Below are 26233 nucleotides of genomic sequence, written 5' to 3'. Positions count from 1 at the left end.
AATATTTTTATTAATTATTTGTTAAATTTTATTGACTGATAAACTAAATTGATATATAATTTTCAATAGCCTCGAAGGAGGGCTTTATGTTTAAACGAATCTTGTTCTTTTACATTGATGGGTTTAAAAACCTATCAGACCTTGGGCGTAAGCTGTGGGTTATTATTATTATCAAATTGGTTGTAATTTTTGTAGTGCTTAAAGTTTTCTTTTTCCCTAATATTCATACAAAAGTAAAGGGAGAAGAAAACTTAAAAGAATTATATATTAAGCAACTTACAGGAATTACAACCACCAAACAAACAAAGGAGGAATAGCATGATAGATTACAGCATGCTTGAATGGGCAAGAGCCCAATTTGCAATGACTGCACTATTCCACTTCTTTTTTGTACCGTTTACGTTAGGTATGTCTTTTATGGTAGCATTTTTTGAGACAATTTACGTAAAAACTGGTAAAAAAGAGTGGAAAGAAATTACTCAGTTTTGGCAATTAATTTTTGGAATTAACTTTGCACTTGGTCTATCTACTGGTATTATTCACGAATTTGAGTTTGGGACAAACTGGTCTACATACTCATGGGTGGTTGGTGACTTATTTGGAGCACCTCTTGCAGTTGAAGGTATAGTTGCATTTTTTATGGAAGCAACATTTGCAGCAATTTCTTTCTTTGGATGGAAAAGAGTATCTAAAGGTGTGCACTTAGCTTCTACGTGGCTACTTGCGATTGGTTCAAACCTTTCAGCACTTTGGATTTTAATTGCAAACGGATTTATGCAACATCCAAGTAATGAATTTGGTTTCTTCAATATTGACACTTCAAGAATGGAAATGACAAATTTCTGGGCAATGATCACTCAACCAGTTGCTCAAGTTAAATTCTTACACGTGGTTAGTTCTGGTTATACAATGGCAAGTATTTTCGTTCTTGGTATATCTGCATTATATTTACTAAGAAAAAAACATGTTGACTTTGCTAAAAAATCAGCAGCAGTTGCAGCAGCTTTTGGTTTGATTTCATCAATTTTCCTTGCAGTAATTGGAGATGAACATGCATATGAAGTTGCAAATACTCAACCAACAAAAATTGCTTCAGCTGAAGGACTTTACGTTGGTGAAAGAGGAGCACCAATTGTAGCAATTGGTATTCCTAAAGCATTAGATGCTAGAACAGTTCAAAGTAATGATGAAGCTTTTGTATTTAAAATTGAACTTCCAAAAATGTTATCACTTCTTGGAAAAAGAGACCTAAATGCATTCGTACCTGGACTTAAAGACTTAGTACAAGGAAATGAAGAATATGGCATTTGGCCTTTAAGTAAATTAGCTCAAATTGGTAAAGAAGCAAGAGAAGATCTATTCAAATATCATGAAGCTAAAAAAGCTGGTGATACACAAGCTATGGAAGCAGCAAAAGCTGATTTTTATAAAGTTATTTGGCAAGATCCTGAAACTGGAACTAAACTGACAAAAGCTGACTTAATTGGATATGGATATTTTGCAAATAAAGATCCTAACCTAATCTATCCACCAGTACCACCTGTATTCTATGCATTCCATATTATGGTTGCTTTAGGTTTCTGGTTTATTATTCTATTCATTTTAGCTTATGTAGCAATTATGAAAGGAACATTTGAAAACAGTACACTACTTCAAAAACTAGCTGTTATTTCAGTTCCACTACCTTGGATTGCAACAAGCTTTGGATGGATGACAGCAGAAATTGGAAGACAACCATGGACAGTATTTGGAGTACTTCCAACAGCAGAATCTGTAACACCAATTGCACTACAAAATGTTCAAGCTACATTCTTTATGTTCTTAACAGCATTTGTAATTCTTGGTATTGCAGAACTAAAAATCCTATTTACGGTCGTTAAATCTGGACCAAAAGGAGCGCACTAATGAATTGGGCACCAATTACAGTAGACGCAACACACTTTTATCTCCAATTTTATTGGTGGATAATTGTTGCGGTTCTTGGAGGACTATTCTTACTTATGACATTTGTTCAAGGTGGACAAACTCTATTTCATTTAACAAATGATGAAACAGAAGAGAGAGCTATTCTTAACTCTCTTGGTAGAAAATGGGAGCTAACTTTTACAACTTTAGTTCTTTTTGGTGGGGCACTCTATGCAGCGTTTCCACTATTTTATTCAGTTTCGTTTGGTGGGGCTTATTGGGTATGGATGCTAATTCTATTCGCATTCGTACTTCAAGCAGTATCTTATGAATATATGAATAAGCCAAACAATTTAATTGGTAAAGGTGCTTATAAATTTTTCCTTTACTTCAACGGTGTTGTAGGTATAATATTAATTGGTGCAGCAGTTGGTACATTTTTTACAGGAAGTAACTTTAGATTTGATTATGCTACAAGAATTCTTGAGTGGGGAACTGCTCCTGATGGAATCAATTTAAGAGGTTTAGAAGCAGCAATTGACTTTAAACATGGTGCATGGTTTAACCTTGCTATGGGTATTTTAGTATTTGCAGTAGCTAGAATTTTAGGCGCTCTTTGGTTAATTAATGATATTGACAACAGGCAGTTTCCTGATTTAATAGCAAGACTTAGAGCTACAGTAAAAAGATGTTTTGCAATATTATTAGTTGCTTTACTTGTAGTACTTTATGGTCTTTTAACAATGAAAGGGTATTCATATGATATACATGACCCTAAAGGTACTGTAACTTTAGTAGATGGAAAATATCTACAAAACTTACTAGCATTTGGTGCAATTCAATTAATTGTTTTATTAATTGGTCTTGTATTATTTGTATATGGAGTATTTATTACAGCATTTAAAGAATCAAATAAAGGTATTTGGTTTAGTGGACTTGGTACTGTATTAATTGGTATTATTGTATTTACACTAGCTGGTCTAAATGGTACACCGTTTTATCCAAGCTATGCTGATTTACAAAGTAGTTTAACAATCCAAAATGCTTCTGGTAGCAAATATACTCTTATGGTTATGGCATGGGTTAGTGTTGCTGTACCATTTGTTTTAGGATACATCATTTGGGTATGGTATCAAATGAAAAAAGAAGGTCCTATTACAAGAGAAGAAATTGCAGATCCAGAATCTCATGCATATTAAGGAGTGAGAATGAAAAAAATAATTTTCTTATTAATGATGTTTTTTGGCAGTTTCCTTATGGCTACTGAAAAATTAATGCCAAATGGAATTAACCCAGAAGTTCATAAAATAGACTCAACATGGGGTATTATTATATTTTTTATGTGGCCAATTTTAATTATTATTAGTTACAAATTTATTGAATATACTCTAAAAAAATCTGGTCTTGAAAAAGACCTATAATCTCCCTCTCTTCTTTTCTTTAATAATTATCTTTTAATAAAAATTTTCCTTATCTTTATATATACACTCAAAAATTTGTTATAATTATGCTCCAATTACCACATTTATTTAGGAGAAAATTATGATAAAAGAACTTGAAAAGATTGGTATAAAGGCCAAAAATATTATTCAAAACCCAAGTTATGATAAAATAATTGAAGACACATTAAAAAGAGGTGAAGTTAAAGAGACTTTAAGTGGTGCTACAGCTGTAGATACTGGAGAGTTCACAGGAAGAAGCCCAAAAGATAAATACTTTGTAAAACAACCTCCAAGCGATAAATTTATAGCATGGGGAAATATAAACCAACCAATTACTCCTAAAACTTTCAAAAAACTCGAAAAATTCACAAAAGAAGAACTATCAAAATATGATGAATTATATGTTATCGATGTTTTTGTAGGTGCTAGTATTGACTCTAGACGTGCAATAAGATTTATAACTCCAATTGCTTGGCAAGCACATTTTGTAATGAATATGTTTATATTGCCAAACACAGAGGAGCTTGAAAACTTCAAACCAGATTTTACATTTTTAGTAGCAGGACCTGCAAAATATCCAAATTATAAAGAAGAAAATCTAAATAGTGATATTTTTGTAGCATTTAATATAGAAGAAAATTTAGCAGTTATGAGTGGTACAATGTATGGTGGTGAAATGAAAAAAGGTATATTTACTATGATGAACTACTGGTTACCACTCGAAGGCAAACTTTCTATGCATTGTTCTGCTAATATCGGAGAAAAAGGTGATGTAGCTTTATTTTTTGGATTATCTGGTACTGGAAAAACTACTTTATCAACAGATCCAAAAAGAAAACTTATAGGTGATGATGAACACGGTTGGGATGATAATGGAGTATTTAACTTTGAAGGTGGATGCTACGCAAAAGTCATCAACCTTGATAAAGAAAGCGAACCTGAAATATACTCAGCAATAAAAAGAGGTGCACTACTTGAAAATGTAGTAATAAAAGATAACGGAGAAGTAGACTATACTGATTCAAGCAAAACTGAAAACACAAGAGTTTCATATCCTATAGAACATATAGAAAATTACGAATGCACACTCCAAGGTGGACATCCTAAAAATATTATTTTCTTAACAGCAGATGCATTTGGAGTATTACCACCTGTATCTAAACTTACAAAAGAACAAGCAATGTATTATTTCTTAAGCGGATATACTGCAAAAGTAGCTGGAACTGAAAGAGGAATTACTGAGCCTGTTGCAACATTTAGTGCTTGTTTTGGAGAACCTTTCTTACCTCTTCATCCTACAGTTTATGCAAAACTTCTTGGAGAAAAGATTGATAAACACAATGTAAATGTATATTTAGTAAACACAGGATGGACTGGTGGTCCTTATGGAATAGGTAAAAGAATGAGTATTAAAGATACAAGAGCATGTATTAATGCAATCCTTGATGGAAGTATTGAGAAGGCTGAATTTGAAACTTTACCTGTGTTTAATCTTGCAATTCCAAAAGAATTGCCAGGAGTAAATACAAAAGTGCTAAATCCAAGAAATACATGGGAAAATAAAGAAGAATATGATGCTCAACTTAAAAAACTAGCTTCTATGTTTATTGAAAACTTCAAAAGATATGAAGACGTTAGTGAGGGGAGAGAATACGAAAAAGCTGGTCCAAAACTTTAACTTCTTCTTTCCTCTTTTTTTAAATACTTCTTATGCTTTAAAAAAACACTCAATAAACTTACTAAATTAGTCTAATTTATTTAAAACATACTAATACCACACCTTATTTAAAATCTTACATTTACTCTTTATCTTTTCTTTCTTTTCCTTATACCAATTCTAATATAGTCATAGTTTTTAAATAGAAGTATATGCTTTAATTGGTTGTATTTGATTAACTAAATTTTATTATACTGAAGTGTCTAAATATCTTGGAATTGGTATTATACCAATTGACAATGGAAAATGGACAATGGAAAATGATGAAAAGTATTGAAATAATGGCAGTTTTAAACATTTTTAAAGTAACTAACTAATTGAGAATTGGTATTATATCTTCATCTTCTTTTCCAAAACTTTAGATGTCTTAATTTATTTGAATTGGTATTACAACAGTAAAAAATTCTATTGCTTTTTTTTCTTTTTTTTAATATAATTTCACTCCAAGCGGGCTTAGCTCAGTTGGCTAGAGCGCCACCTTGCCAAGGTGGAGGTCGCGGGTTCGAGCCCCGTAGCCCGCTCCATTAAAAATTTTTTGGCGCCATAGCCAAGTGGCTAAGGCAGGGGCCTGCAAAGCCCTGATCCCCGGTTCGAATCCGGGTGGCGCCTCCAGTTAAGCAAAATTTAAGAAAAACTTGCTATAATTTCACTCCAAGCCCGGGTGGCGGAACTTGGTAGACGCAAGGGACTTAAAATCCCTCGGGCATTTTGCCCGTGCCGGTTCGAGTCCGGCCCCGGGCACCACTACTTATATCTAAGCTCTTAATTAATGTTGGAGAGGTGGCCGAGTGGTTGAAGGCGGCGGCCTTGAAAGCCGTTGTACGGGCAACCGTACCGTGGGTTCGAATCCCACCCTCTCCGCCACTTAAACTTCATTAAAGCATCTTCAAAAATGTGTTTACAACTTAATATCTAATTTTATATACTAAACCTAAAATAATATCTTACAAAATAAAAACGTAACTTTTTTTAATAAAAATTTTTGCTAAATTAATCACACCAAACCGTAAGGGCACTTTAGCGTTTGTGATTTTTATACTAAAACCCATTAAATATCCAACATCTTTAAGCACTAACTAAAAGAGCGAAACAATTGCAAATTTTAGCGACGCAAAAGCGTTAAAAAAAGTGCACTTAACCTGTTAGGGCAGCGTATGTCTCTACTTTTTAGCTTTTGCATATCGTTAAAAAATTTGCTTTTCTTTATTTCATTAATATCTTTTAAAATTAATTTGTCCTAAATCCTCAGGATATCCTCTTTTTTTTGCCAAGTTTTTAGCTAAATTTTCTATCTCTTTTTCATTAATTTCTAAATCTTTTTTGTTATTTATTTTAAACCCTAAATTTTTAAGTTCTTTTTCAATTACTTTTGACATTTCTATAATAGAAGAAGCCTTTACAATTTCACATCTTGCATATCTATCTCCTATAAAAACCTCAGCTGCACGAAGTTCTGGATCATTGCCTGGAATCTGTTGAGCACCAAAGAGAGGCACTTTTGTTACTTTTGCCGTTTTAAATTATGGAATAAATTTTGAGATATATTCAATTGCTTTTTTAGTTCTTTTTTCTACCTCTTCAAAATTCCAACCTTTTTCTATTTTTTCTATATGTCTCTTAGGTAACTCTGGTTGAGAGGAATCCTTAGTTTTTACTAATCCATCTTCAAAAAGTGTTGATTTTTTACTCATATAATGTAACTGAAAATGACTCCCTGGATATGGAGTAAATTGTCCAAGCCCCTTATCAGTACCTCTAATTCCAAGAAAAATAATTTCTGGCCAATATTTTTCATCATTTTCCCATTTTGTAACATAAGCTGCTTTGAACTCTACAAATCTTTCTTCTTTAAATCCAACAAAATCATCAATCACTCCACTTTCAAACCCAGCTGCATTGATTAAATAGTCAAATACATCTTTAAAAACCTTACCTTCTTTTTTATAAATAATTTCCCACTTATCCCCTACTCTTTTTACATCAACTACTTCAGTGTTTAACAAAAAGTTATCCTTCAGTAAAATCTCAGCGCTTGCTGCTATTCTAAAAACATTAAGTCCAAACTCTTTTACTAAAATCACTGGATACTTAATGGTATCTAAATCAATATTTCTAGCAAATACTGCCATCCAATCTTCATTTGATTTTGGAACATTTACTTTTGACTTTAATTTTTCAATTTCTTCTTTTGAATATATTTTATAATACTCATCTGGATCACCTAAAACTTTATTACTTTTATCTTTTTTCACTAACTCTTTATAATAATCCTTTATCTTTTCAAGGGCATTTAAAATTTCTTTCATAGAAATATTGACATCTTTTGGAACTGCTACTATTGTAGGTCTATAATCAATTGCAAAAGGAAAGAACTTCAAAAAATCAATTGATTCTTTTAGAAGCTGAAGTCTTTGGTTTAGAGATATTTCAGGATATAAATTTCCTCCTGCATGCAAATGACACATAGGAGGACCTGATACAAGTGAACTTTTCTTTTCAAAAATCATTACATCAACATCTCTTTGTTTTAAATAAATACCTGCTCCACACCCAGCAACTCCTCCGCCAATTATTGCTACTTTACCCATATATTACCTTTAAGATTTCTCTAATATCATCTACAACAAAGTCAGCATCAAGTCCTTTTATATCTTCACCTTGAGAATATCCATGAGTAATGGCAATTGACTTTATTCCTGCCCTTTTAGCCGCAAAAATATCATTCTTACTATCTCCAACCATAATGGTATCACTTGGACTTACATTTAACTTTTCACATGCAAATAAAAGAGGTTTTTTAGATGGCTTTTTCTCATCTAGGCTATCACCTCCTAAGATTAAATCAAAATATCCATCTATTTTAAATTCTTTTAAAATTGGAGTCACAAATTTAAAAGGCTTATTAGTAATAATTGCCAATTTTTTAGCTTTAAGCTTATCTAAAGTCTCTTTTACACCAGGATACATTTGTGTTTTTATGCATAAATTATTTTTGTAATGCTCCATAAAAATATTAAGAGCTTTTTTAAATTCATTTTCATCAATATAACCTATCTCAAAACTACCACTAAGAGCTCTTTTTACAAGCATTGTAGCCCCATTTCCTACCCAAGTTTTAATAAGTTCTATATCATATGGATTTTTTCCTATACTTTTTAACATAAAATTTATAGAATTTGCTAAATCTTCTGCACTATCAATTAAAGTACCATCTAAATCAAAAAACACTGCTTTCACTTACTTCCTTTAATGCTTTATGTAAAATTTTTATAATATCTGGATGGTCAAAAATAAATCCATGAGGGATTTCATCAAAATAAATTACATCTTTTAAATTTTTAATATGTGATAATAAATTCTCTAAAGAACTACTCGGAATTAAATCATCATCTTTTAATGCTACTACTACAACAGGTGCTTTTGTTTTAGAAATAAAATCAGCTTCTTTAAATTTATGTTTTAGAAGTAAGGAAATCGGAAAAATTGGATATTTCTTTTTTGCTATATTTTCAATACTATCAAAAGGAGTAATAAGCACCACTCCTTTTACATCCCTTTTACTTGCAACAAAACTTGCTACTGCACTACCAAGACTCCTTCCCATAACAATATCAGGGTGATATTTATCATAAATCTCAGTAGCATATTGTAATACACACTCCTCGCTTGCTTTACCTTCACTTTTAGCAAATCCAGGATAATTAAATCCAATAAAATTATAATCTTTAAGATTTGTGGCAATTTTGTCTAAAAATTCTAAAACATTATTTGCATTTCCACTAAAATATAACACTAGTGGTAAGTTTTCACCATTTTTAGTAAATCCACCCTCAAGAATTGTTCCATCTTTTGTTTTAAAATAGATTTTCTTTATAAGTTTTGGTGAGTATTCTTTAGCCCATTTTCCATTAAAAACTTTTTTATCTTGAGTAAGATATAAATATAAAGCCGCAAAAATATAAATAAAAACTAAAAATAACAAAAAATATAAAAATATATTCAACTAAACCTCCAAAGAGAAAATAGGCTAAAACTCTATTAGCCCCTCAAGTGGTGAAGAAGCAGTAGCATAAGGTTTTTTAGGAATTCTACCAGCTTTGAAAGCAAGTCTTCCAGCAATTACAGCATGTTTCATAGCTTCAGCCATTGCAATAGGATCCTGAGCCTTAGCAATAGCAGTATTTGTGAGTACTCCATCAGCACCAAGTTCCATAGCAACTGCTGCATCACTTGCTGTTCCAATTCCAGCATCTACAATTACTGGTACATTTACTGCATCCTTTATAAATACTACATTGTATCTATTTTGAACTCCAAGCCCACTTCCAATAGGAGCAGCTAAAGGCATTACTGCCGCAGCACCTGCGTTTTCTAGTCTTTTTGCCATAATAGGATCATCATTAGTATAAGCCATTATAGTAAAGTCTTCTTTTGCTAAAACTTCACATGCTTTTAAAGTTTCTATTACATCTGGATATAAAGTTTTTGCAGTATCCCCAATAACTTCAAGTTTTATAATGTCAATACCAGTAGCTTCTCTAACTAATCTAAAAAGTGTAATTGCTTCTTCTGCCGTAGTACATCCAGCAGAGTTTGGTAAGATTTTAACATCAGTATCTTTAAAATAGTCCATTAAATTTTCTTCATTTGGGTCAAGTATATTAACCCTTCTAACTGCAACTGTAATCATTTCAGCACCACTTGCAAGAGTTGCGTCACGAGTAGTTTGAAAGTCAGGGTATTTTCCACTTCCTACAATTAATCTACTTGTAAATTCATATTTTCCAATTTTTAAAATATCAGTCATTATCTCTCCTTTTAAATTTTATATAATCCCATATTTCTTTATCTCCAAGCAAGCCTCTTCTTGCAAAGAGCATAATTAATAAAAGAATTAAACTAAATACAACCATTCTAAGACCTGGAATACCATGAATTGGCCCAATACTCCAAGCTGTTTCATCTAGAGGCCTTAACATTTCCATACCTCCAATAAATAAAAACGTACCAATAATTGCACCACTCATACTTCCAAGACCGCCTAATACTATAATAATTAATAACTGAAATGTCAACATAAATGTAAACTGATCTGGTGAAATTGAACCAATACTACTAGCCATCAAACCTCCACCCATTCCTTCAAAAAATGCACTAGTCATAAAAGCTAGTGTTTTTGCATTAAAAGTATTAACTCCCATAGCAAGAGCCGCATCTTCATCATCTCTAACAGCCTTCATCGCTCTACCAAAACGAGAATATACTATATTATAAACTAAAATAACAGTAATAAGTGCAGCTACTCCTATCCAAAAATAACTTGCAAATGGTGGAATTGAATCAAGCCCCATAGAACCATTAGATATTTCTGGATTATTAATAAGAAAAATTCTAATAATAAAACCAAATCCAAGTGTTACAATTGCTAAATAATCACCTCTTACTCTAAAAACAGGAAAAGCAAGAGTTAGTGCAACTAATGCTGATACTATACCGCTTATTATTAAAACAAAAAATGGATTTGGCAAGAAAAGTTCTCTAATAAGAGGCAAAGGCTCTGTTAACATATACATCTCTTCTTTCATTTCAGGGGATAACATTAAAATTGCTGTGACGTATGCACCTATTGCTACAAACCCGTTTGGTTCTAATGAAAATTGCCCTGTAACTCCATTAATAAGGTTATAACTAACTGCTAAGATAATAAAAATATAAATATTTCCAAGCACAGTAATAGTATAGTCATTTAAAAGTGTTGGTGAAACATATAAAAATCCTACAAAAATAGCTGTAACAATCACAACTAAAGTAAAATAATTAGTAGAAGATAAACTAAGTTTATATTCCATTTTCCATTCTCCATTTTGCATTTTTAAAACCTTTGTCTTTCAAAATCGATTCCCATAATTCCAGTTGGCTTAAATAATAACACAAAAATAAGTAAAATAAAGGCAAAAGCATCTTTCCATCCACCGAGTTCTGGAAAAAATCCAGGAATTGCAACTTCAACGAATCCTAGAATAAATCCACCAATAACAGCTCCTGTTACACTACCTATACCTCCAACTACTGCAGCAGCAAATGCTTTAAGGCCTACTAATACCCCCATATAAGGATCAATACTTGGATAAGCCATTGCATAAGATATTCCCCCAAGAGCCGCTAAACTAGAACCAAGAATAAAAACAAAAGCAATAATTTTATTAGAATCAGCTCCCATTAATTTAACCGTTTGTATATCAAAAGCAAGAGCTCTAATAGCAATTCCTATTTTAGTTTTATAAAGAATATATAATACTACTCCTAATAATAAAACTGTCATAATAGGAACTAAAATTGTAAGAATAGGCACGGTAATCCTACCAAACTCAAAAACTTGAGAAAACCATTTAGGAAAATAAAAACTTTGATAATTACCTCCAAAATATTGATTTGCTATAACATTAAATAGAGACTCTAAAAAAAATGAAATACCAATAGCAGTAATTAAAAGTGAAATTTTAGGAGCATTTTTATCAAGAAGAGGTTTATAAGCTGTTATATAAGTCATTACTCCTATAATTGAGGTAAATAAAATTGAAAGACCTACACTTGCAATAAATACAGGTAAAGTTACTGGATTAAACTTCCAACCTGTAAATATTCCTACAAAAATAAAAGCTAAAAATGCCCCTACCATCATAATATCACCATGGGCAAAATTTATGAGTCTAAGCACACCATAAACTAAAGTATACCCAATTGCAATTAATGCATACATACTCCCAAGTGAAAACCCATTAATAATCTGTTGTAATACAAAATCCATCACTTCTCCTTACATACAACTCTGTTTCTGCCAGATTTTTTTGCCTCATATAAATTCTTATCTGCTTTTTGAATAAGATCTCCCAAATCTTCTCCCTCAAATTCGCTTACTCCAGCACTGATTGTAACTTTTAAACAATTTTTCCCACAAAAATCATAAGTCTCTATCTTTTTTCTAACTTTATCTATTTTTTTGCAGGCTCTGTCTAATGTTGTAAAAGGCATAACAACTAATATTTCTTCTCCTCCATATCTTATAACTATATCAGAATTTCTGAAATTTTTTATTAAAAGATTTGAAAGTTCTTTTAATACACAATCTCCTATTAAATGACCATAATTATCATTTATTTTTTTAAAAAAATCTATATCAATAATTGCAATACTTAAAGGAATATTATATCTTTTTGCTTCACATATTTTATTTAAATAACTTTTCATAAATCCTCTATTATAGAGTCCTGTTAATGGATCTCTTAATGACTTTTCATATAAAAGTTGATTATTCTTTTCTAAATCTCTTAAAATCATCTCTTTTTCAAGTGAAATTGCTAGAGGTGTTGATATCTGTTTTAATAATAAATCTAAAAATTTTCTATCTTTTTCATCTATATCTTTTGCAATAAAAATATACATATTTCCAATTATTTTATGTTTTTCATCAAAAAGTTCTTTTTTAAATGAAAAAGTTTCCTTTTTATATTTAGTCTCTTTTAATTTAAAGTTTTTATATTCAAAACAGTACTCTTTATCAGAATAGAAAGATTTCCCACATACTTTTATTTTTTCTATTAAAGGCAGTATTTCCTTTAAATTCGAAAATAAATTTTTCAATATAAGCTCAAAAGAGGAAAGAGAAACTGAGTCTTTTAAAAATTTTTTAAAAACTTCATCAGTTTTAGACAAGATATCTAAATCGCTAATATAATCATCCATTAAGTAAAGACCACAATCTAAACTTTTTAACTTTTCAATTAAAGGTTTAATAAGTTCTCTTTTTATAATACTTCCATGTTGTGGAGCTATCATTGAAATATCTTTTTTTTCTATTTTATTAATAGAATAATTTAAAACTTCTTTACTTGGTATATAATGTTTATGAAAAGTTTTTGCATATTCAAAATATTCATTGGCATCTTTTGCAAAAAGTTCAAACTCAGGTGTTAAACCTCCAAATAAATCACTAGAAAATAAAATTTTACTTTTTTTATCATATGTACAAAAGGCTCCTGCAAAATGAGCATATGGAGTAAAAACAAATTCAAGTTCTCTATCTCCAGCTTTCAATTTCCAATCATTTGAATCTACTAAATAAAAAGGCGTTTTCCATTGATAATGCTTAAGAAGCATTTCAGTACGCCAATGAGTAACTATATATCTTTCACCCTTTGGAAAAAGAGTTTCAAGAGTTGAGTAGCAACCAACAATATCTGGGTCTTGATGATGCATAATAATATATTTTATATCTTTAAGCGGCATAACTGATGTTATTTTTTCAAGTACTATTGGAAAAGTTATCATACTGCCAGGATCAATTAAAATACTCTCTTTACCATTTTTTATCAAATATACATGACATTGAAATGGGTCATTAGGAATTACATATCCTACCCAAAAAACATTATGCACTATTTCTATTGGCCTCGAATAATCCATTTTATCCCTTCTATATTTTTACCTATAAACTCAAAAAATTTATAGGTAAAAACCCTCAAAAAGAGGGAAATTATGGCTTAACAAGTTCAACAAACTCTGTTTTTCCATCAACAATTTTTTCAATAACTGCAGGTTTATTGATTGGATTTCCTGTATTTGGATCAATTGTTAAATATCCTGTAACTGCTTCAAGATTTTTAGTATGTCTTAGTGCATTATTTACACATTTTTTAAACTGATCTAAGTTATTTGAATTAGCTTTTGTATTACATTGTTTTACTGCATTATAAATTAATAAATATCCATCAGCACCTGTTGCTGCAAATGCACTTGGAAGTCTTCCATATTTTGCTTTAAAGTCTTTAATAAACTCAGCTGAAAGTGAAGTTGGAGCTTTTGCTGCATCAAAATGATCAGTATACATTACACCATTTGCTGCATTTCCTGCTAGTTTTTTAAGAAGTCCTGGGTCTGCAATACCATCTCCACCCATTACAGGTGCTTTCACACCAGCAGCTCTAAGTTGTCTTAAAAATAGACCCTCTTCTGGAGCATAAATTGGTGTATAAATAAATTTAGGATTTAATCTTTTAATTTGAGCTACTTGAGCATTAAAATCTTTATCACCAGTATTTATATAAAGAGTCTTTAATATTTTACCTCCACCTTTTTTATAAGCTTTCATAAATGCTTTTGCTAGACCCACTGAATAATCCTGTTTCATATCAAATACAACAATTGCATTATTAAGCCCATGTTTTAGAGCATATTTTGCAGCTACAGTACCTTGAAAATCATCTGTAAAACAAGCACGAGTTATATAGTTTGAATTTTTTGTAACTCTTGGATTTGTCGCAATTTGAGTTACTGTTGGAGTTTTCGTATCATCTGCAAATCTTTTAATAGCAAGACTCATTGAACTAGCCAAAGGCCCTTCAATTGCTACTACATTTTCACCACTTACTAATCTTTTATACCCATTAACTGTTTGAATTTTATCAAATTGATTATCTACAATTACAAGCTTAATAGTATCTCCATTTGGTAATTTATTATATTTCTCATGAGCTAACTTAATTCCATCAAGTGTTTTTTGACCAAATGCTGCAATAGGACCAGTTAATGGTTGTAAAATACCAACTTTTATTTCTTTTGCTAAAAGACTTGATGCCAAAAGAGCGCTCAAACCAATTGCTAAAAATTTCTTTTTCATTAACTCTCCTTTTATGTTAAAATTACCCAATTCATATTATAACAAATAATAACAAATTAATAACAAATTAACTTTAAAGGGATTAAATGATAGATTTAAAGCTACTTGAAAAAGATTTCGAGAATACTCTCAAAAAATTAACTACAAAAGGTACAGATGAAAATATTTTAAAAGAGATTAAAAATCTTTTTGAAAAGAAAAAAGAGACAAAAAAACTATTAGAAGACCTTCAAGCAAAAAGAAATACTTTATCTAAAAATATTGGTCTTTTGATGAAAGATGCTAAATTAGATGAAGCTGAAAATCTAAAACAAGAAGTCTCTTTATTAAAAACACAAATTTCTGAACTTGAAGAAGAACTCAAGAAAATTGATGAAGAGTTAAATAAAAAAGCTTTTCTAATCCCAAACATTCCAGATGATGACGTACCAGTGGGAGCAGATGAAAATGAAAATATAGAAATAAAAAAAGTAGGAGAAATTCCTAAATTTGACTTTGAACCAAAATCTCACGATGAACTTGGAGAGTCTCTTGGTTGGTTAGACTTTGTAAGAGGAGTAAAACTTGCAAAAAGTAGATTTACAGTAATGAAAAAAGATGCTGCAAGACTTGAGAGAGCCTTAATTAATTTCTTTTTAGAGCACAATAGAAGTTATGGTTTTGAAGAAGTTTATGTACCATTTATTGTAAATAAAGAAACAATGACAGGAACTGGTCAACTTCCAAAATTTGAAGACGATTTATTCAAAATTGAAAATGAAAATCTATACTTAATCCCAACTGCAGAAGTGCCTCTTACAAATCTTTTTAGAGATGAAATTATAACTGATTTGAGTAACCCTATTAAACTTACTTCTTATACACCTTGTTTTAGAAAAGAGGCTGGAAGTTATGGAAAAGACACAAAGGGTATAATTCGCCAACATCAATTTGATAAAGTAGAACTTGTAGCAATAACAAAACCAGAGGACAGTGATAAGGTATTTGAAGAGATGGTAGAATGCGCAAGCAAGGCTCTTGAAAAGTTAGGCTTACCGTATAGACAAGTAATGCTATGCACTGGAGATCTTGGGTTTAGTGCAGCCAAAACAATAGATTTAGAAGTTTGGATACCTAGCCAAAATAAATATAGAGAAATTAGTTCAGTTAGTAATACCCGTGATTTTCAAGCAAGACGTGCAAAAATTAGATATAAAGATGGCAAAAAAAATAGACTTGTTCATACTCTAAATGGAAGTAGCCTAGCAGTTGGAAGAACGCTAGTTGCAATTATGGAAAATTATCAAACAAAAGATGGAAAAATAGAAATCCCAAAAGTATTAGAAAAATACTTATAATAAATGAAGTTGTAGAGGTTGTAGGGGTTAATAGGGGTTGTAGAGGTTGTAGAGGTTATAGGGGTTGCTAAAAGTTTTCATAATACCTCTAATACTTCTACAACCTCTAATACCTTTATTACCTCCCTACTACCTCTAACAACCAACACACTAATTACAAAACTAAAGGTTTTAAGTGGCTGAAGAAAACGTCGTAGTTATAGAACCAGATAAAGAAGAGAAAAAAAACAAACTCCCTCTTCTTATAATCATTTTGCTACTACTAGTTATTATACTCTTGTTAGTTCTCTTAGCAATAGTAGTTATAAAAAAGAAAAAAGAAAATAAGAGTAAAGACATCAATATAGAAAAAATTGTAAAAAAATTACAAAAGAAAAATATTCCAAAAGATGAACTAAATATTTTAGTAAAAAAAGCGACCATTTTATATAAAAGTGGTCAAAAAGAAAAAGCACTTGAGATTCTGGAAAAAATAGCTCAGTTTTCAAAATCACTTTCATATTATAATCTTGGCGTTATTAAACTAAAAGAAAAAGACTATAAAATGGCACTTGAATATTTTAAAAAAGCTATTCAAAATAGACAAAATAGAGTAGTAAGTGCAATAAACGCTAGCTTTTGTGCATTAAAGTTAAAAAACTATAAACTTTTTGACTATTATAGAAATCTGGCTTATACATTTTTACCTGAAATTTCAAAAAATAAAAATTACCCATATTATTATGGAGTTGTAATGTATTATTTGGGTTATGAGTATGAAAGCATACCTGCACTTCATAAAAAAACCGCTTTTGAAGAAGATTCAAAAAAACTTTTAGGTGTAATATATGATTATTATAATGACCAAACTGCTAAAGAATATATAAAGGACCCTCTTTACAAAGGTTTAAACTATGCAAAAGCAGGTGAGTATTATTTAGCAAAAGAGTACCTCTCACGAAGTAACCAGGATTTGGCAAAATTTGCTCTGGGTCTTGTTAATTTAAAAATTTCAGCGTTTAAAGAAGCTGCAAAAATTTTTAAAGAATATAAAGACAAAAATATGTTTCCAATAATTGTTTTTTTAAAAAAGTCTCTTTTTGATATTAAACAAGCTCAAAAAGAGTTTAAAACTTCATTTCTTAAAAAAAGAAGTGATTTTTATGATCTGTTTTTTTATTTTGCTCCTTATAAAGTATATAATCTAAATCAAACTATAAATTATCTAAAAAAAGGAATAGCAGGTATTCCTATTGGAGCAGTAGAAGAAGCAAAAAACTATCTTGAAAAAAGTGCAAATTACTCTTCAATGAACCTTAAAATCTCAAAAGCCATAAAACTAGCTCTAAATGGCCATATTTATCTAGCAAATAAAGAATTTAAAAAACTTTTAAAAAATAATAATTCTTATATTTTACACTATAATACTGCTCTAACCTATGCCCAACTTGGAGATTATTATAATGCATATATACACTTTCTAAAAGCATATCATTTAAATCCTTACGATTTAAAAAGCGGTATTTTAGCGCTTTTCTCAGCATCAAAAGCAAATATTAAAAATAAACATCTAGTAGCTTTAATAAAAGAAGATTTTAATGATAATACTATTTTAGAAGATGCAATGCTAAGTATTTTCTTAAACGATAGAATCAAAATGGCAGCATTTTTACAAAAAGAACAAAAAAATACTCCTTTTTGGATTTTAACAAGACTTACAATAAAAGCTCTTTATAATAAAGATTTCTCTTATGAAGCACTACAATTAAAAAGTGTTTTTGAAAAAGATTTAATAGCAAATCTTTTATATTTTTATGCAAATAACAAAAACTTAAAAATTAATAAACTAGCACAAAATTATCAAAGTTTCTTTTTACAAATCAAAACAAATGTAAATTTATATGATTTTTATTATGGTGCAAAAATTGCAAAAGATTGGTATTTTGAGTTTGCTAAAATTTCCGGTCTTATGTATAGAGTGAGACTTGATTTGCTTAAAAAAGCAAAAACAGAAAATTATGATATTATTCCAGTACTCAAGAGATTAGCTTATGCTAACTTTTATACTAAACATTTTGAAGAGTCTTATACTATTTATAATGACCTTATAAATAATAAAAATATAAATGACCCTCATACACTTTACCACGCAGCCATTTCAGCAATTGCAGCAGGACATCACGCAAATGCTGTAGTATTAATGGAACTTGCAAAACTCAAAAATCCAAATTACTTAGAAGCAAGATATGGTCTTGGTCTTTTATGGCAAGAGGCAGGAAATTTAAATGCAGCTTCTATTCAATATTCAAAAATTGATAATGAATTTGTAAGCAAATTTTTTGATTTTAATATAAAACCTATAAATTAATCCAAAATTAATCTTATTTAAAGATAATAAAAATAAAAAAAGGGGCTACATGAAATTTTCATCAAATGATTTCAAAACTACCACTCAAGGGGAGTATATAAATCAAACTACAGACTATGCTATTACTGATATTAACGCTTTTGTAAAACGTACTTATCAATTATTTGCAGGAAGTTTGATTGCAGGTGCAGTTGGTGCATATGTTGGAATGGGCTTTGTAGGGAATATGATAAACCCTGTAAGTGGTGGTCTTACTTTTACATACTTTGGTGCGATAATACTTGAATTTATCTTACTTTTTGGACTGTTTGCAGCAAAAAACAAAACTCCTCTTAATTTAGTATTACTTTTTGCTTTTACATTTATGACAGGATTTACTTTAGCCCCAACTCTTGCTTTTTTTATTGCTAAAAACATGGGTTATGTAATTGGTGAAGCATTTGGACTTACAGCCATAGCTTTTGGAGGTCTTACAATTTTTGCTATGAATACCAAAAGAGACTTTACTACAATGGGTAAAATGTTATTTATTGCATTAATTGTATTAGTAGTAGCAAGTTTAGCAAATATTTTCTTACATTTACCAACATTGCAACTAATAATAGCTTCAGTTGGTGCAGTTTTATTTAGTATGTTTATTTTATACGATACTCAAAATATTATAAGAGGAAATGTATCAAATGAAATTGAAGCTGCAGTTTCATTATATCTTGACTTTCTAAACCTATTTATCTCTTTACTTCAAATTTTAGGATTTTTAAATAGTGAAGAGTAATCTTCCTCTTCGCACTATTGATGCAAATATCAATAGATTTAAAGAAGGTATAAGAGTAGTAGAGGATATTTTAAGATATGAATTTAATTCAACCCTTGCAAAAGAATTAAAAAACTTAAGACATATTAAATTACCTGACTATGAAGAAATCATAAGCAAAAGAGATTCCCTAAATGATATCCTAAAACCTTCCACAAAAAGCGAACAAAAAAGAAATTCTATAAAAGATTTAATAATCTCAAATCTCAAAAGAGCCCAGGAGAGTGCTAGAGTTTTAGAAGAGGCTTATAAACTAATAGATATCAATACCTCAGAAAAATTTAAAAACGCTAGATATAAGCTTTATAACATAGAAAAACAAATCTTAGAATTAATACAAAATATATAATCTCTCTTCTTCAAATTCAATTCTTTCTTTTAAAGCATTACCAAGTTTTATAAAGTCATGTGTAAATTCATTTATTTTACTTTCTAATACAAACTTATTGTTATACCAATTGACAATGGAAAATGGACAATGAAAAATGATGAAAAGTATTGAAATAATGGCAGTTTTAAACATTTTTAAAGTAACTAACTAATTGAGAATTGGTATTATATTTTAAAAAAAATCTCTCAAACATCTTTGTAATAATATTTATTTCATCTTTTGTCTCTTCTATAAAATTAACCACAACATCATAATCTTTATATTTTTTTATAAGTTTTGTATACAGATAATTATTTTCAAAAATAATATGTTTTTTGTATGTGTAGTAAAGCTCATTTAATAACTTCAACGCTTTGTCATACTCTTTATTTGCAATCTTTGACTCTATTTCATTATACAGTTTAAAAAGTATTTTATGTTCTTTTTCAAGCTGTTTTATAAGTTTCGGTTTTGCATTTTTATTAAAAATTGAAACTAAACTTGTAATAACCCCTTATACATCCTTTACCTTTTAAATTTATCTAAGTTATTATATAATTTTTTTATTAAATATAAAAGAACTTGTCTAACTTGATAAAGTTATCATACTAGCAAAATAGGTATTATGAGTTTAACTTCCTTTATTTTTATAACAATAAGTTAAATAAATTAAAAAAATTAATAACAGTAAGTCACAGGGCCTAAAAAATTTAGATATAGTATAATTTTTTTTAAAAACTCCTAAAGGTCAATATTGTATACATTTAAAAATCTTCTAAAAGAAATAAAAAAATATAAAAAAGAATTCATCTTAGCTCAAATTATAGCCCTTATAGCTACAGTTATTTCAATTCCTATTCCTTTGCTTATGCCTCTTTTGATAGATGAAGTTTTATTAAAAAAACCTGGATTTTGGGTTAATAGTATTAATCAAATTTTTGGAGAGTGCAGTGCTTTTTGTTATGTCATAATAACATTAATAGTAGTAGTATTTTTAAGAAGTGCTTTTGTCTTTTTAAATATTCTTCAGACTTTCTTTTTTGAAAAAATAACAAAAGATATAACCTATAAAATCAGACTAAAAGTATTAAACCATCTAAAACATCTCTCAATTAATGAATATGAAAATCTAAAAACAGGAGAAATTGCAAGTAAATTAATTAGCGATGTAAATACAATTGAAGAATTTTTAATAAAATCGGTTTCAAAATTTGTAATATCGTTTTTAACTTTAATTGGAGTTGCTATTGTATTATTATTAATAAACTTCAAACTTGGGCTTTTTATTTTAATTCTTAATCCATTTGTAGTAGTATTATCAGGAAAAATAGCAAGAAAAGTCAAAAAATACAAAAAAGAAGAAAACAAAACTATTTCTATTTTTCAAGAAGCATTAATTGAAACATTAGAATTATTCGAACAAATTAAAGCTTATAATAAAGAAAACTTCTTTTTCAAAAAACTGTTTGAATTAGCAAAAGAGTTAAAAGAAAAATCATTTAATTTTAGTTATAAATCTGAAGCTTTTAGTAGATTAAGTTTTTTAATATTTTTAATTGGATTTGAAATATTTAGAGCTGCCGGAATTTTAGCGGTAATGTATGATGACCTTTCAATTGGACTAATGCTTGCAGTATTTGGATATTTGTGGTTTATGATGACACCTATTCAGGAAATTATCTCAATTCAATACGCGTATTTTGGAGCAAAAGCAGCGCTTGAGAGAATTAATGAAACTTTATCTTTACAAAAAGAACCAAATTTTCCTCATAAAAAAGACCCATTTAATACATTAGTTAAAATAGATATTAAAAACCTATCATTCAAATATAAAGAAAGTGACTGGATACTAAAAAACGCAAATGCTAGCTTTCATCCTAATCAAATAACAGCCCTTATTGGTGCTAGTGGAGGCGGTAAGACAACGCTTGCAAAAATAATTTCAGGATTTTTTACCCCAGATGAAGGTGATGTGTTATATAACGGGATTAGTTTCAAAGAAATAGGATTAAATGAAATTCGAAAAAACGTAAGTCTTATTTTGCAAGAAACACGTCTTTTTAATGATACAATTCGATTTAATTTAACTCTTGGAAAAGAGTTTAGTGAAGATGAAATCTGGGAAGCTCTAAAATTAGCTGAACTTTCAGAAGTTGTGAAAAACTGGGACAAAGGTCTTGATACATATGTTGGGAAAAACGGAGTAAAATTAAGTGGTGGTCAAAAACAAAGAGTAGCAATTGCAAGAGCGCTTCTACATAAACCAAAAATTGTAATACTTGATGAATCAACTTCAGCACTTGATATCGATACAGAAAAGAAGGTTTTTAAAAATATTGAAAAGTTCCTTAAAAGTCGAACTTCAATCATAATAGCTCACAGAGCTGAGACTATTGCAAAAGCAGATAGTATTTATATGATTAAAAATAAATCTTTAATACAATTATCTTAAATTTCTAAAAACCTATTTGCACCTTTTAACCTACTCGTATGTTTTTTAACCCATCCATCAAACTCCTCTATTCCTTTATTTTTACAAAGTGCTAATAATTCATAGTATGGATGAGAAGAATATCTTTTTTTAAACTCTTTTTTTGTAAGTTTCGCAGCTTTTTTTGCTTCTGTTTTTAAAGATTCATATTTTTTTAAAAACTTATTTTCAATTTCAGCAAAATATTCATATTTTTCACTTTTTTTGTTTAGAATTTCTTTATATTCATTTTCTCTTTTTTCTAAAATCGCTTTTATAACTTCATGAGGCTGAATTTTTCCAAGAAGTTTATGGCGTCTTAAATATTCATCTGTTTTTATTTTTACAAATTGCATATCCTCAAATATTAAAACCCAACCTTCAATATCTTTTTGGGTTTTTGATAAATCTATAAACTCATCTAAAGATCTAACTTTATAAGTTTTTGCTGTATCTATGCCATAATCCTTAGCTTCATTTTCAAAATCTAAATCATACTTTCCTGTTTCAAGGTCTCTTACTTGAATTAAAACTAGCCTCTCTTCTTTATAATCCATTACAACCTGAGTTTTTGGCGAAAAATATTCAAAAAGTGGAATTTTTCCTTCATTAAACTTTTTTATTACATACTGTTTTAGATTTTCATTATTTTCAAAAATTTCCTGTGCTCTTTTAGCTTGATAAGAATCAAATCTAAGTTTACTTTTAAAATAAACTTTTCCTTCAACTAAAATAGGATGAACAAATGTACCATCAATTTTTTCCTGGACTTTTATAATATTTTTATTTTTTAATTCATCTTTCATCCATCCAGGTGCTTGATTTAACTCAAAAAACTTATGAATTCCTAAAAATCTTTTCCACTTACCATCTTTCACAAAAGTAAGAGCCCTCATTTCATATGCATTAAATCTTTCAAACTCTTCAAAATTTCCCTGCTTATAGTGATAAATAACTACCTCTTTTCCTTGGAATTTAAATTTCTTCAAAAAAAACTGTTTTGAATTTTCCACAATATAATCACATTCATCTTTGCTTGGTAAATAAAACATAAAAAAACACCTTTGTTTTTTAATGTAGATGTATCAAATTATACCAATTCTTAATTAGTTAGTTACTTTATAAATGTTTAAAATTTCCTTAATTTCAATATTTTTCATCATTTTCCATTGTCCATTTTCCATTGTCAATTGGTATTACAATTGTATCTTTTATCTTTTTAACAAAATACTCCATTATATTTTTATACATAGCTATATTTTTACCAATACCAAAAAAAGTAATTTCACTATCTTCAAGAACTAAAAGAACATAATCTTCTTTTAAAAAAACATTTAACAAACCAAAACAATCATTTTCATTTAGAATTTTTATGATTTTTCCATCTTTCACAACCCCAACTTTACCACTTTCCACAAATACAAACTCAAAATTTGTAATAACCTCTTTTTTTATAATTTTCTTTCTGTAAAAATGATCCAATTCATTTATATTCACTCCATTAAAAAGAGAATTTATTTTTCTTGGAAAACTTCTATCCCCAATTTCTAATAAAAACTTAGTTTCTTCATTAGTATAAGTGGTAAATAAATTCACTCTACTACCTTTAATATTTTTTGTAAATAAATTAACCAGTCACTATTATGAGATTTGGACATGTCTATATTTTTAAGAAAATATTTAATAAAAGTTTTTGTAGAAAAATCTCCATTTATATTGGATTTATTAAAAAACTCGACAATTAAGTTAGACTTTGAAGCATTATACCAAAGCAGTTTGTCAAAATAATAAAGCTTAACATTTATGATCTTTTCAAGTTTTTTTAGGTGCATTTCTCTTAATTTATTAAATCTTGGAAAAAACTATAACTCTTCTTTCCTTTCTATTTCCTCCATAAGTTTTTTTGCCTCATAAAACCTATCTCTTTTTTTAGATAACTCATATATTGATTTTTTTATAGTTTGGGTCTTTTTGAGATATAGTTTTTAACTTTTCTTCACTAGTTGTAATAACACAAGTATATTCTTCAATACTTGTTTTTAATTTTTCTACTTCATTTTTAAGTTTTTTATATTTTTCAATATTTTCTAAATACGCTTGATAAAAAATAATTTGAATATATTGAGATTTTTTCGAAAAATCTTTATAAAAAACATAAAGAGAGTTTACATCTTGATATAGTTTACCTACAATACCCTCTAATATTTTTTCATCTATATCACTTAAGAAATTTGTAGCCGTATCAATAAAACGCTTTAGTTCTATATAATTGGTCTTAGGAAATCTGAACTTATTAGAAATTAAATAATTAAAATGAAAATTATTAACTCTATGTATTAATTCAAAGTAATTATCTAAAAAATTCTCTAATTCCATATTGTACCCTTTTTCATCCTCCCATAATTTTAATATATTTTTCTATAAATGTGATAAAATAGCATTAAAAAAGGAAGTAAATGAGAAGTGACGAAATAAAAAAAGGATGGCATAGAGCTCCACATAGAAGTTTACTTAGAGCTTGCGGACTAAAAGATGAAGATTTTGACAAACCATTTATTGGAGTAGCAAATAGCTTTATTGAAATAATTCCGGGACACTTTTTTTTAAATAAATATTCTGAAATTATAAAAGATGAAATTAGAAAACAAGGATGTATACCTTTTGAATTTAATACAATTGGTGTGGATGATGGTATTGCAATGGGACATAATGGAATGCTTTATAGCTTACCTAGTCGTGAAATAATTGCAAACTCTATTGAAACTGTTATGAATGCTCATAAACTTGATGCACTTATTTGTATTCCAAATTGTGACAAAATCACTCCTGGAATGGTTATGGGAGCACTGAGAGTAAATGTACCTACTATTTTTGTAACTGGTGGTCCAATGAAAGCTGGACATTTACCTGATGGAACTCCAGTTGACCTTGCTACAGTATTTGAAGGAGTTGGAAAGTTTGAAAAAGGTGAAATTGACGAAGATAAGCTTTATCAATTAGAATGTTTAGCGTGTCCTGGTGGTGGTAGCTGTAGTGGTATGTTTACAGCAAACTCTATGAATACATTAATTGAAGCTATGGGTATAGCGCTTAAAGGAAATGGAACAATCTTAGCACTTACTCCTGAGAGAGAAGAATTATTAAGAAAAGCTGCTAGAAGAATTTGTGAAATTGCAAAAGATGAAAAATTAAGCCAAGAGTACAAAATAAGAAATATAATCAATGAAAAAGCAATCCATAATGCATTTGTAGTTGATATGGCAATGGGAGGAAGCAGCAATACTGTACTTCATATGATGGCAATTGCAAAAGAAGCTGAGGTTGATTTTGATTTAGGAAAAATTAACGAAATTGCTCGCCATACTTCTCATATTGCAAAAATTTCTCCTTCACTTCAAACTATTCATATGGAAGATATAAATAGAGCTGGTGGTATGAGTGCAGTTATGAAAGAAATAAGTAAAAGAAGTGATACTATTCTTTACCTTGATAATCCAGTAATTGAAGGTGGTGTGATAGCAGATAGAATAAAAGATGCTGAGGTTAAAGATTATTCAGTAATCCACTCAGTAGATAACCCTTATAGCAAAGTTGGGGGACTTGCCATACTTTTCGGTAACTTGGCAGAAGAAGGATGTGTAATTAAAACTGCTGGAATTACTGGAAGTAGAAAATTTAGAGGTAAAGCAGTTTGTTTTGATTCACAACAAGATGCAATTGAAGGAATTACAAGTGGAAAAGTAAAAGAAGGTGATGTAGTAATTATTAGATATGAAGGTCCTAAGGGAGGGCCAGGAATGCAAGAGATGTTAGCTCCAACAAGCTTAATTATGGGAATGGGACTTGGTGATAAAGTAGCACTTGTTACTGATGGAAGATTTAGTGGAGCAACTAGAGGTCTTAGCATTGGACATGTGAGTCCTGAAGCGGCTGAGGGCGGAATGATCGGACTACTTAAAGATGGAGACATTATCGAAATTGATGTTGATAATTTTTCAATTAATGTACTTCTAGATGAAGAAGAGATTGAAAAAAGAAAAAAAGAGTTTAAACCAAAAGTAAAAGAAGTACCTGGTAAATGGCTAAAACAGTATCGCGCACTTGTAACAAATGCAAGCAATGGAGCTATTTTAAGAGCAGAATAATTTCTGCTCC

Annotated in this window: 24 protein-coding genes and 4 tRNA genes; 15 read left to right on the top strand and 13 right to left on the bottom strand. The window is 29.4% G+C overall.

All coding sequences use genetic code 11. From position 1 onward, the window contains the following. The first annotated feature begins 86 nt into the window (after nucleotides 1–86). The 9 genes from ACYQ1U_RS07550 to ACYQ1U_RS07510 all read left to right on the top strand — a co-directional run bounded on the left by ACYQ1U_RS07550 (nucleotide 87) and on the right by ACYQ1U_RS07510 (nucleotide 5928). Nucleotides 87–317 (top strand): DUF4492 domain-containing protein, encoded by a 231-nt coding sequence (locus ACYQ1U_RS07550; RefSeq protein ID WP_459886173.1) that lies wholly within the window; start codon nucleotides 87–89, stop codon nucleotides 315–317. Nucleotide 318: 1 nt separating this feature from the next. After that, nucleotides 319–1905 carry a cytochrome ubiquinol oxidase subunit I gene (locus tag ACYQ1U_RS07545; RefSeq protein WP_459886170.1) on the top strand — a complete coding sequence of 529 codons (1587 nt, stop codon included), beginning with the start codon at nucleotides 319–321 and terminating at the stop codon, nucleotides 1903–1905. After that, on the top strand, nucleotides 1905–3104 hold the full coding sequence (locus ACYQ1U_RS07540) for a cytochrome d ubiquinol oxidase subunit II (RefSeq protein ID WP_459886167.1): 1200 nt from the start codon (nucleotides 1905–1907) through the stop codon (nucleotides 3102–3104). The genes ACYQ1U_RS07545 and ACYQ1U_RS07540 overlap by 1 nt, the downstream gene beginning before the upstream one ends. A 9-nt stretch (nucleotides 3105–3113) precedes the next feature. After that, nucleotides 3114–3326 (top strand): hypothetical protein, encoded by a 213-nt coding sequence (locus ACYQ1U_RS07535; protein ID WP_459886164.1) that lies wholly within the window; start codon nucleotides 3114–3116, stop codon nucleotides 3324–3326. A 121-nt stretch (nucleotides 3327–3447) separates the two neighbouring features. Then, complete coding sequence (pckA, locus tag ACYQ1U_RS07530; RefSeq protein ID WP_459886161.1) at nucleotides 3448–5025, top strand: phosphoenolpyruvate carboxykinase (ATP); 1578 nt, start codon at nucleotides 3448–3450, stop codon at nucleotides 5023–5025. Between the two features lie 486 nt (nucleotides 5026–5511). Continuing rightward, nucleotides 5512–5588: transfer RNA gene (locus ACYQ1U_RS07525), tRNA-Gly, on the top strand. Between the two features lie 13 nt (nucleotides 5589–5601). Continuing rightward, nucleotides 5602–5676, top strand: a tRNA-Cys gene (locus ACYQ1U_RS07520). 43 nt (nucleotides 5677–5719) lie between these two features. Continuing rightward, nucleotides 5720–5808: transfer RNA gene (locus tag ACYQ1U_RS07515), tRNA-Leu, on the top strand. Between the two features lie 30 nt (nucleotides 5809–5838). Further along, nucleotides 5839–5928: transfer RNA gene (locus ACYQ1U_RS07510), tRNA-Ser, on the top strand. A gap of 347 nt (nucleotides 5929–6275) precedes the next feature. Here ACYQ1U_RS07510 and ACYQ1U_RS07505 read toward each other — a convergent pair. The 9 genes from ACYQ1U_RS07505 to ACYQ1U_RS07465 form a co-directional block, all read right to left on the bottom strand. Beyond that, a complete protein-coding gene (locus ACYQ1U_RS07505) occupies nucleotides 6276–6560 on the bottom strand; it encodes a hypothetical protein (RefSeq protein ID WP_459886158.1) in 285 nt (94 codons plus the stop codon). A 24-nt stretch (nucleotides 6561–6584) separates the two neighbouring features. Further along, a complete protein-coding gene (locus ACYQ1U_RS07500) occupies nucleotides 6585–7652 on the bottom strand; it encodes an FAD-dependent oxidoreductase (protein WP_459886156.1) in 1068 nt (355 codons plus the stop codon). Continuing rightward, the gene (locus ACYQ1U_RS07495; protein ID WP_459886154.1) at nucleotides 7645–8301 is read right to left on the bottom strand and encodes a phosphoglycolate phosphatase; all 657 of its coding nucleotides are present in this window, start codon (nucleotides 8299–8301) and stop codon (nucleotides 7645–7647) included. The genes ACYQ1U_RS07500 and ACYQ1U_RS07495 overlap by 8 nt, the downstream gene beginning before the upstream one ends. Then, the gene (locus ACYQ1U_RS07490; RefSeq protein WP_459886151.1) at nucleotides 8282–9067 is read right to left on the bottom strand and encodes an alpha/beta hydrolase; all 786 of its coding nucleotides are present in this window, start codon (nucleotides 9065–9067) and stop codon (nucleotides 8282–8284) included. Before ACYQ1U_RS07490 ends, ACYQ1U_RS07495 begins: the two co-directional genes overlap by 20 nt. A gap of 24 nt (nucleotides 9068–9091) precedes the next feature. Continuing rightward, entirely contained in the window at nucleotides 9092–9871 is a 780-nt protein-coding gene (locus ACYQ1U_RS07485) for a thiazole synthase (protein ID WP_459886148.1), read from the bottom strand. Continuing rightward, nucleotides 9864–10913 (bottom strand): branched-chain amino acid ABC transporter permease, encoded by a 1050-nt coding sequence (locus ACYQ1U_RS07480; RefSeq protein WP_459886435.1) that lies wholly within the window; start codon nucleotides 10911–10913, stop codon nucleotides 9864–9866. The genes ACYQ1U_RS07485 and ACYQ1U_RS07480 overlap by 8 nt, the downstream gene beginning before the upstream one ends. A gap of 23 nt (nucleotides 10914–10936) precedes the next feature. Beyond that, a complete protein-coding gene (locus ACYQ1U_RS07475) occupies nucleotides 10937–11872 on the bottom strand; it encodes a branched-chain amino acid ABC transporter permease (protein ID WP_459886145.1) in 936 nt (311 codons plus the stop codon). Continuing rightward, a complete protein-coding gene (locus ACYQ1U_RS07470) occupies nucleotides 11872–13527 on the bottom strand; it encodes an oxygen-binding di-iron domain-containing protein (protein ID WP_459886142.1) in 1656 nt (551 codons plus the stop codon). Before ACYQ1U_RS07470 ends, ACYQ1U_RS07475 begins: the two co-directional genes overlap by 1 nt. A 70-nt stretch (nucleotides 13528–13597) precedes the next feature. Beyond that, entirely contained in the window at nucleotides 13598–14740 is a 1143-nt protein-coding gene (locus ACYQ1U_RS07465; RefSeq protein ID WP_459886139.1) for an ABC transporter substrate-binding protein, read from the bottom strand. Between the two features lie 86 nt (nucleotides 14741–14826). Here ACYQ1U_RS07465 and serS point away from each other — a divergent pair, with 86 nt between their 5' ends. The 4 genes from serS (at nucleotide 14827) to ACYQ1U_RS07445 (ending at nucleotide 19587) form a co-directional block, all read left to right on the top strand. Continuing rightward, nucleotides 14827–16077 carry a serine--tRNA ligase gene (serS, locus tag ACYQ1U_RS07460; RefSeq protein ID WP_459886136.1) on the top strand — a complete coding sequence of 417 codons (1251 nt, stop codon included), beginning with the start codon at nucleotides 14827–14829 and terminating at the stop codon, nucleotides 16075–16077. A gap of 175 nt (nucleotides 16078–16252) precedes the next feature. Then, nucleotides 16253–18424, top strand: a complete 2172-nt coding sequence (locus ACYQ1U_RS07455) for a tetratricopeptide repeat protein (protein ID WP_459886133.1) — start codon at nucleotides 16253–16255, stop codon at nucleotides 18422–18424. A 49-nt stretch (nucleotides 18425–18473) separates the two neighbouring features. Further along, on the top strand, nucleotides 18474–19199 hold the full coding sequence (locus ACYQ1U_RS07450) for a Bax inhibitor-1/YccA family protein (protein ID WP_459886130.1): 726 nt from the start codon (nucleotides 18474–18476) through the stop codon (nucleotides 19197–19199). Continuing rightward, a complete protein-coding gene (locus tag ACYQ1U_RS07445) occupies nucleotides 19189–19587 on the top strand; it encodes a thiamine-phosphate pyrophosphorylase (RefSeq protein WP_459886127.1) in 399 nt (132 codons plus the stop codon). Before ACYQ1U_RS07450 ends, ACYQ1U_RS07445 begins: the two co-directional genes overlap by 11 nt. Before the next feature lie 166 nt (nucleotides 19588–19753). Here the strand turns inward: ACYQ1U_RS07445 and ACYQ1U_RS07440 are convergent, their stop codons facing one another. Then, entirely contained in the window at nucleotides 19754–20068 is a 315-nt protein-coding gene (locus ACYQ1U_RS07440; RefSeq protein ID WP_459886433.1) for a hemerythrin domain-containing protein, read from the bottom strand. Between the two features lie 294 nt (nucleotides 20069–20362). Here ACYQ1U_RS07440 and ACYQ1U_RS07435 point away from each other — a divergent pair, with 294 nt between their 5' ends. Next, on the top strand, nucleotides 20363–22060 hold the full coding sequence (locus tag ACYQ1U_RS07435) for an ABC transporter ATP-binding protein (RefSeq protein WP_459886124.1): 1698 nt from the start codon (nucleotides 20363–20365) through the stop codon (nucleotides 22058–22060). Here the strand turns inward: ACYQ1U_RS07435 and ACYQ1U_RS07430 are convergent. The 3 genes from ACYQ1U_RS07430 to ACYQ1U_RS07420 all read right to left on the bottom strand — a co-directional run bounded on the left by ACYQ1U_RS07430 (nucleotide 22057) and on the right by ACYQ1U_RS07420 (nucleotide 24454). Continuing rightward, nucleotides 22057–23130, bottom strand: a complete 1074-nt coding sequence (locus tag ACYQ1U_RS07430; RefSeq protein ID WP_459886121.1) for a hypothetical protein — start codon at nucleotides 23128–23130, stop codon at nucleotides 22057–22059. The genes ACYQ1U_RS07435 and ACYQ1U_RS07430 overlap by 4 nt on opposite strands. Before the next feature lie 94 nt (nucleotides 23131–23224). Continuing rightward, nucleotides 23225–23674, bottom strand: coding sequence for a cyclic nucleotide-binding domain-containing protein (locus tag ACYQ1U_RS07425; RefSeq protein WP_459886118.1), 450 nt, complete (start codon nucleotides 23672–23674; stop codon nucleotides 23225–23227). A 342-nt stretch (nucleotides 23675–24016) separates the two neighbouring features. Further along, nucleotides 24017–24454, bottom strand: coding sequence for a hypothetical protein (locus ACYQ1U_RS07420; RefSeq protein ID WP_459886116.1), 438 nt, complete (start codon nucleotides 24452–24454; stop codon nucleotides 24017–24019). 80 nt (nucleotides 24455–24534) lie between these two features. Here ACYQ1U_RS07420 and ilvD point away from each other — a divergent pair, with 80 nt between their 5' ends. Further along, nucleotides 24535–26223 (top strand): dihydroxy-acid dehydratase, encoded by a 1689-nt coding sequence (gene ilvD, locus ACYQ1U_RS07415; RefSeq protein ID WP_459886113.1) that lies wholly within the window; start codon nucleotides 24535–24537, stop codon nucleotides 26221–26223. Nucleotides 26224–26233 lie beyond the last annotated feature (10 nt).

It is taken from the genome of Caminibacter profundus (genome assembly GCF_054657155.1).
The sequence above is the reverse complement of the archived record's forward strand: the minus strand, read 5'-3'. Positions and strand labels throughout refer to the sequence as shown.